Source organism: Fibrobacter sp. UWR2 (assembly GCF_002210285.1).
Lineage (GTDB): Bacteria > Fibrobacterota > Fibrobacteria > Fibrobacterales > Fibrobacteraceae > Fibrobacter.
Genome location: NZ_MWQE01000004.1, coordinates 197104 through 204035, shown reverse-complemented (window position 1 = coordinate 204035; position 6932 = coordinate 197104). Strand labels below are relative to the sequence as shown.

At 45.5% G+C, this 6932-nt stretch carries 4 protein-coding genes and 1 pseudogene; all 5 read left to right on the top strand.

What is annotated here, in order from left to right:
• The first annotated feature begins 11 nt into the window (after positions 1–11).
• The 5 genes and pseudogenes from B7994_RS08265 to B7994_RS08245 all read left to right on the top strand — a co-directional run bounded on the left by B7994_RS08265 (position 12) and on the right by B7994_RS08245 (position 6902).
• A complete protein-coding gene (locus tag B7994_RS08265) occupies positions 12–578 on the top strand; it encodes an aminotransferase class V-fold PLP-dependent enzyme (protein WP_369832763.1) in 567 nt (188 codons plus the stop codon).
• Positions 568–1317, top strand: a pseudogene (locus B7994_RS08260) (IS982-like element IS1187 family transposase); the annotation flags it as partial. The gene B7994_RS08265 and the pseudogene B7994_RS08260, both read left to right, overlap by 11 nt.
• A gap of 26 nt (positions 1318–1343) precedes the next feature.
• The gene (gene tet(Q) / locus B7994_RS08255) at positions 1344–3269 is read left to right on the top strand and encodes a tetracycline resistance ribosomal protection protein Tet(Q) (RefSeq protein WP_072831140.1); all 1926 of its coding nucleotides are present in this window, start codon (positions 1344–1346) and stop codon (positions 3267–3269) included.
• The gene (locus B7994_RS08250) at positions 3269–5587 is read left to right on the top strand and encodes an ATP-binding protein (RefSeq protein WP_004291467.1); all 2319 of its coding nucleotides are present in this window, start codon (positions 3269–3271) and stop codon (positions 5585–5587) included. The genes tet(Q) and B7994_RS08250 overlap by 1 nt, the downstream gene beginning before the upstream one ends.
• Positions 5580–6902, top strand: a complete 1323-nt coding sequence (locus tag B7994_RS08245) for a sigma-54 dependent transcriptional regulator (RefSeq protein WP_004291471.1) — start codon at positions 5580–5582, stop codon at positions 6900–6902. Before B7994_RS08250 ends, B7994_RS08245 begins: the two co-directional genes overlap by 8 nt.
• The last annotated feature ends 30 nt before the right edge of the window (positions 6903–6932 follow it).

Below are 6932 nucleotides of genomic sequence, written 5' to 3'. Positions count from 1 at the left end.
GACCGTCGGTCTTGCCGGAACAGGCACTCAAGGAAGCATCTGCTGCATGCATCGACTTCGAAAACAGCGGCATCAGTATCCTCTCCATGAGTCACCGTTCAAAGCCGATTGAAAACATGTTCGCCCAGACGGAACAGTACCTCCGTGAATTGATGGGCATCCCAGAAGACTACGACATCGTGTTCCTCGGTGGTGGTTGCTCACTTTTGTTCTGCATGCTCCCGATGAACTTCCTCGACCAGAACGCAACGGCCGACTACGCTTTGACCGGCGTTTGGGCAAACAAGGCTTACAAGGAAGCAAAGCAGTTCGGTAACGCTCTCGCCGCTTGCGACACCAAGTCTGAAACTTACAGCCGCATCGACAAGAACTTGAAGCTCAGCGACAACGCCACGTACCTCCACGTGACCGCCAACAACACGATCTACGGTACGGAATGGCACAACTTCCCGAAGCCGAAGTCTGGCTTCCTCATGGCTGACGTGAGCTCCGACTTCCTCGCCCGTAAGATTAACGTGTCTGACTTCGGTGTCGTCTATGGCGGCGCTATCCTTGACGGCAGAGACCGAGAGCATTGATAGTGAGAAGTGGTTGTTCGACTATAAATTGCAAGAGTACAAGGACAACATTCCTAATCTCATATCAAGGAGACAGTTCAATGACCGCAGGAAGAAAACGGCAGGCCTGTGTGAGGAACTGCGCAAGCGGATTGCCATGGAAATGGATGGCGGAGAGGAACAATTCTTTGTTGACTCCAAGCCGATAGAGGTCTGTAGGGTTGCAAGAGGAAAACGTTGCAAGATGGGACGTACCGGCAATTTCTCGCAAGCTCCCGACTTCGGCTTCTGTGCTTCGCAGAACACGTATTATTTTGGTTATAAGTTACACGCTCTCTGTGGGTTAAGTGGAGTTATCCATTCCTATGATCTGTCAAAGGCAAGTGTGGCGGACCTCCATTATATGAAGGATGTAAAACATACTTATCACGACTGTAGCATCTATGGTGACAAAGGGTATATTGGAGCTGACGTACAGCTTGACTTGTTCGAAACCGCACACATAAGACTGGAGTGTCCGTATCGGCTCAACCAAAAGGATTGGAAACCGACATTCATTCCGTTTGCAAAGGCAAGAAAGAGGATTGAGACAATATTCTCACAACTTACAGACCAGTTCTTGGTCATCAGGAACTATGCGAAAATAACGAATGGTTTGTTTGCCAGGATCATTGGCAAAATTAGTGCACTTACCATTCTGCAATACGTAAACTTCATTAACGACAAGCCCATTGGCAGAATTAAGTATGCACTAAATTAATTCCGCCAACAGGTTGCTTAATCCAAATGAATATTATAAATTTAGGAATTCTTGCTCACGTTGATGCAGGAAAAACTTCCGTAACCGAGAATCTGCTGTTTGCCAGTGGAGCAACGGAAAAGTGCGGCCGTGTGGATAATGGTGACACCATAACGGACTCTATGGATATAGAGAAACGTAGAGGAATTACTGTCCGGGCTTCTACGACATCTATTATCTGGAATGGAGTGAAATGCAATATCATTGACACTCCGGGACACATGGATTTTATTGCGGAAGTGGAGCGGACATTCAAAATGCTTGATGGAGCAGTCCTCATCTTATCCGCAAAGGAAGGCATACAAGCGCAGACAAAGTTGCTGTTCAGTACTTTACAAAAGCTGCAAATCCCGACAATTATATTTATCAATAAGATTGACCGTGCCGGTGTGAATTTGGAGCGTTTGTATATGGATATAAAAACAAATCTGTCGCAAGATGTCCTGTTTATGCAAACTGTTGTCGATGGATCGGTTTATCCGGTTTGCTCCCAAACATATATAAAGGAAGAATACAAAGAATTTGTATGCAACCATGACGACGATATATTAGAACGATATTTGGCGGATAGCGAAATTTCACCGGCTGATTATTGGAATACGATAATCGCTCTTGTGGCAAAAGCCAAAGTCTATCCGGTGCTACATGGATCAGCAATGTTCAATATCGGTATCAATGAGTTGTTGGACGCCATTTCTTCTTTTATACTTCCTCCGGCATCAGTCTCAAACAGACTTTCAGCTTATCTCTATAAGATAGAGCATGACCCCAAAGGGCATAAAAGAAGTTTTCTTAAAATAATTGACGGAAGTCTGAGACTTCGAGACGTTGTAAGAATCAACGATTCGGAAAAATTCATCAAGATTAAAAATCTAAAGACTATTTATCAGGGCAGAGAGATAAATGTTGATGAAGTGGGTGCCAATGATATCGCGATTGTAGAAGATATAGAAGATTTTCGAATCGGAGATTATTTAGGTGCTAAACCTTGTTTGATTCAAGGATTATCTCATCAGCATCCCGCTCTCAAATCCTCCGTCCGGCCAAATAAGCCCGAAGAGAGAAGCAAGGTGATATCCGCTCTGAATACATTGTGGATTGAAGACCCGTCTTTGTCCTTTTCCATAAACTCATATAGTGATGAATTGGAAATCTCGTTATATGGTTTGACCCAAAAGGAAATCATACAGACATTGCTGGAAGAACGATTTTCCGTAAAGGTCCATTTTGATGAGATCAAGACTATCTACAAAGAACGACCTATAAAAAAGGTCAATAAGATTATTCAGATCGAAGTACCACCCAACCCTTACTGGGCCACAATAGGGCTGACTCTTGAACCCTTACCGTTAGGGGCAGGGTTGCAAATCGAAAGTGACATCTCCTATGGTTATCTGAACCATTCTTTTCAAAATGCCGTTTTTGAAGGGATTCGTATGTCTTGCCAATCTGGTTTACATGGATGGGAAGTGACAGATCTGAAAGTAACTTTTACTCAAGCCGAGTATTATAGCCCGGTAAGTACACCTGCTGATTTCAGACAGCTGACCCCTTATGTCTTCAGGCTGGCTTTGCAACAGTCAGGTGTGGACATTCTCGAACCGATGCTCTGTTTTGAGTTGCAGATACCCCAAGTAGCGAGTTCCAAAGCTATTACAGATTTGCAAAAAATGATGTCTGAGATTGAAGACATCAGTTGTAATAATGAGTGGTGTCATATTAAAGGGAAAGTTCCATTAAATACAAGTAAAGACTATGCCTCAGAAGTAAGTTCGTACACTAAGGGCTTAGGCATTTTTATGGTTAAGCCATGTGGGTATCAAATAACAAAAGACGGTTATTCTGATAATATCCGCATGAACGAAAAAGATAAACTTTTATTCATGTTCCAAAAATCAATGTCATTAAAATAATGGAGCGGTCAGGAAATTTCTATAAGGCAATACGGTTGGGATATATACTTATCTCCATTCTTATCGGATGTATGGCATATAATAGCCTCTATGAATGGCAGGAGATAGAAGCATTAGAACTTGGCAATAAAAAAATAGACGAGCTCCGAAAAGAAATAAACAATATCAATATTCAAATGATAAAATTTTCTCTATTGGGTGAAACAATACTGGAATGGAACGATAAAGATATCGAGCATTACCATGCACGGCGTATGGCAATGGACAGTATGCTCTGCCGTTTCAAGGCCACCTATCCAGCAGAGCGCATCGATAGTGTGCGCAGTCTTTTAGAGGATAAGGAACGACAGATGTTCCAGATAGTCCGGTTAATGGATGAACAACAATCTATTAACAAGAAGATAGCCAATCAAATTCCGGTTATTGTACAGAAAAGTGTGCAGGAACAGTCCAAAAAGCCAAAACGAAAAGGTTTCTTAGGCATATTCGGCAAAAAAAAGGAAGTAACTCCAGCAGTATCAACCACTATCCTTCATTCGGTCAATAGAAACGTAATCAGCGAACAGAAAGTGCAGGATCGCCAATTGTCGGAACAAGCCGACAGCCTTGCAGCTCGTAATGCAGAACTTAACAGACAACTGCAAGAATTGATTTGCCAAATAGAAGAAAAGGTACAAACCGAACTGCAAAGCCGGGAAAACGAAATAGTTGCCATGCGTGAAAAGTCATTTATGCAAGTAGGCGGTTTAATGGGATTCGTTCTTCTATTGTTGTTAATTTCCTACATCATCATACATCGTGATGCAAAAAGCATTAAACAATACAAGCACAAGACAACTGATTTGATAAGGCAACTGGAACAATCCGTACAACGGAACGAGGCACTGATAACGTCAAGGAAGAAGGCGGTACATACTATCACCCATGAACTGCGCACACCGCTGACAGCAATAACAGGCTATGCCGGACTGATACGGAAAGAACAGTGTGAGGATAAGTCCGGGCAGTATATCCAAAACATACTGCAATCCTCCGACCGTATGCGGGATATGCTTAACACTTTGCTTGACTTCTTCCGCCTGGACAACGGCAAGGAACAGCCCCGTCTGTCACCCTGCCGGATTTCAGCAATCACGCACACACTTGAAACGGAGTTCATGCCTGTTGCCGTGAACAAAGGGCTGTCCTTGTCCGTGAAGACTGGACACGATGCCATTGTATTGACCGACAAAGAGCGAATAATACAAATCGGGAATAACCTGCTGTCAAACGCTGTCAAGTTCACAGAAGAAGGCGGTGTTTCTTTGATTACTGAATATGATAATGGAGTTCTGACACTGGTCGTTGAAGATACAGGTACAGGCATGACAGAAGAGGAACAGAAACAAGCGTTCGGTGCGTTTGAACGTCTATCAAATGCCGCCGCAAAGGAGGGTTTCGGGCTTGGGCTTGCCATAATGCGTAATATTGTGTCGATGCTTGGCGGAACAATCCGTTTAGACAGCAAGAAAGGGAAAGGCAGTCGTTTCACAGTTGAAATTTCTATGCAGGAAGCTGAAGAACAGCTTGGATATACAAGCAATACACCTGTTTATCATAACAATAAATTCCATGATGTTGTCGCCATTGACAATGATGAGGTATTACTTCTGATGCTGAAAGAGATGTATTCCCAAGAAGGAATACACTGCGACACTTGCACCGATGCTGCGGCACTGATGGAAATGATACGCCAGAAAGAATACAGCCTGTTGCTGACAGACTTGAATATGCCCGATATAAACGGTTTCGAATTGCTGGAACTGTTGCGTTCGTCCAACGTGGGCAATTCACCAACAATCCCGGTGGTTGTGGCAACCGCTTCGGGCAGTTGTAACAAAGGGGAACTATTGGCAAAAGGCTTTGCCGGATGCCTGTTCAAACCGTTCTCCATATCGGAACTGATGGAGGTTTCCGACAGGTGTGCCATAAAAGCGACACCGGACGGGAAACCGGACTTTTCCGCCTTATTGTCCTATGGCAATGAAGCCGTCATGCTGGAAAAGTTGATAACTGAAACAGAAAAGGAAATGCAGGCGGTACGGGATGCAGCAAAAGAAAAAGACCTGCAAAAGCTGGATTCCCTGATCCACCACCTGCGCAGTTCGTGGGAGGTGCTCCGTGCCGACCAACCGCTGAATGTACTTTACGGATTGCTTCGTGGCGATGCTCTCCCGGATGGTGAAGCGTTAAGCCATGCCGTGACTGCCGTGCTGGATAAGGGAGTGGAAATAATACGGTTGGCAGAAGAGGAAAGGAGAAAATACGAAGATGAATAAGACAAAAATAATTGTGGTGGAAGACAACATCGTGTATTGCGAATATGTCTGCAATATGCTGTCACGGGAGGGCTACCGCAATATGAAGGCTTACCACCTCTCAACCGCGAAGAAACATCTGCAACAGGCAACAGATAATGATATCGTGGTTGCCGACCTGCGTCTGCCTGACGGCAGTGGCATAGACCTTTTGTGCTGGATGCGAAAGGAGGGAAAGATGCAGCCCTTCATCATTATGACCGACTACGCCGAAGTTAATACCGCCGTGGAAAGCATGAAACTCGGCTCGATAGACTATATTCCCAAACAGCTTGTGGAGGATAAACTTGTCCCCCTGATCCGTTCCATACTGAAAGAACGTCAGGCAGGACAACGCCGTATGCCTATATTCGCCCGTGAAGGTTCCGCCTTTCAGAAAATCATGCACCGCATAAGGCTGGTAGCCGCCACCGATATGAGCGTGATGATATTTGGTGAGAACGGCACGGGCAAGGAGCATATTGCCCACCTGTTGCATGACAAGAGCAAACGTGCAGGCAAGCCATTTGTGGCGGTGGACTGCGGTTCACTCTCCAAAGAGCTTGCACCGTCGGCTTTCTTCGGACACGTCAAAGGTGCATTTACAGGTGCGGACAATGCCAAGAAAGGATATTTCCATGAGGCGGAAGGCGGCACGTTGTTTCTGGACGAGGTAGGAAACCTCGCGTTGGAAACCCAACAGATGTTGCTCCGTGCCATACAGGAGAGGCGGTATCGCCCGGTCGGAGACAAGGCAGACCGGAATTTCAATGTCCGCATCATCGCTGCTACCAATGAAGATTTGGAGGTATCGGTGAATGAAAAGCGTTTTCGGCAGGATCTTCTGTACCGCCTGCACGACTTCGGGATAACCGTTCCTCCGTTGCGTGACTGTCAAGAAGACATTATGCCGCTGGCAGAGTTCTTCCGTGATATGGCAAACAGAGAGCTGGAGTGTAGCGTGAGCGGGTTCAGTTCCGAAGCACGTAAAGCGTTGCTGACACACGCATGGCCGGGCAACGTGCGGGAACTTCGGCAGAAAGTTATGGGTGCTGTATTGCAGGCGCAGGAAGGTGTTGTCATGAAAGAGCATCTGGAACTTGCCGTGACGAAACCGACCTCTACTGTCAGCTTCGCCTTGCGCAATGACGCGGAGGATAAGGAGCGGATATTGCGTGCGTTGAAACAGGCAAACGGCAACCGGAGTGTCGCCGCAGAACTGCTCGGCATAGGCAGGACAACACTATACAGCAAACTTGAAGAGTATGGACTTAAATATAAATTCAAGCAATCATAGCCCGTAATTCACTGAATTTGGCTATCTTTG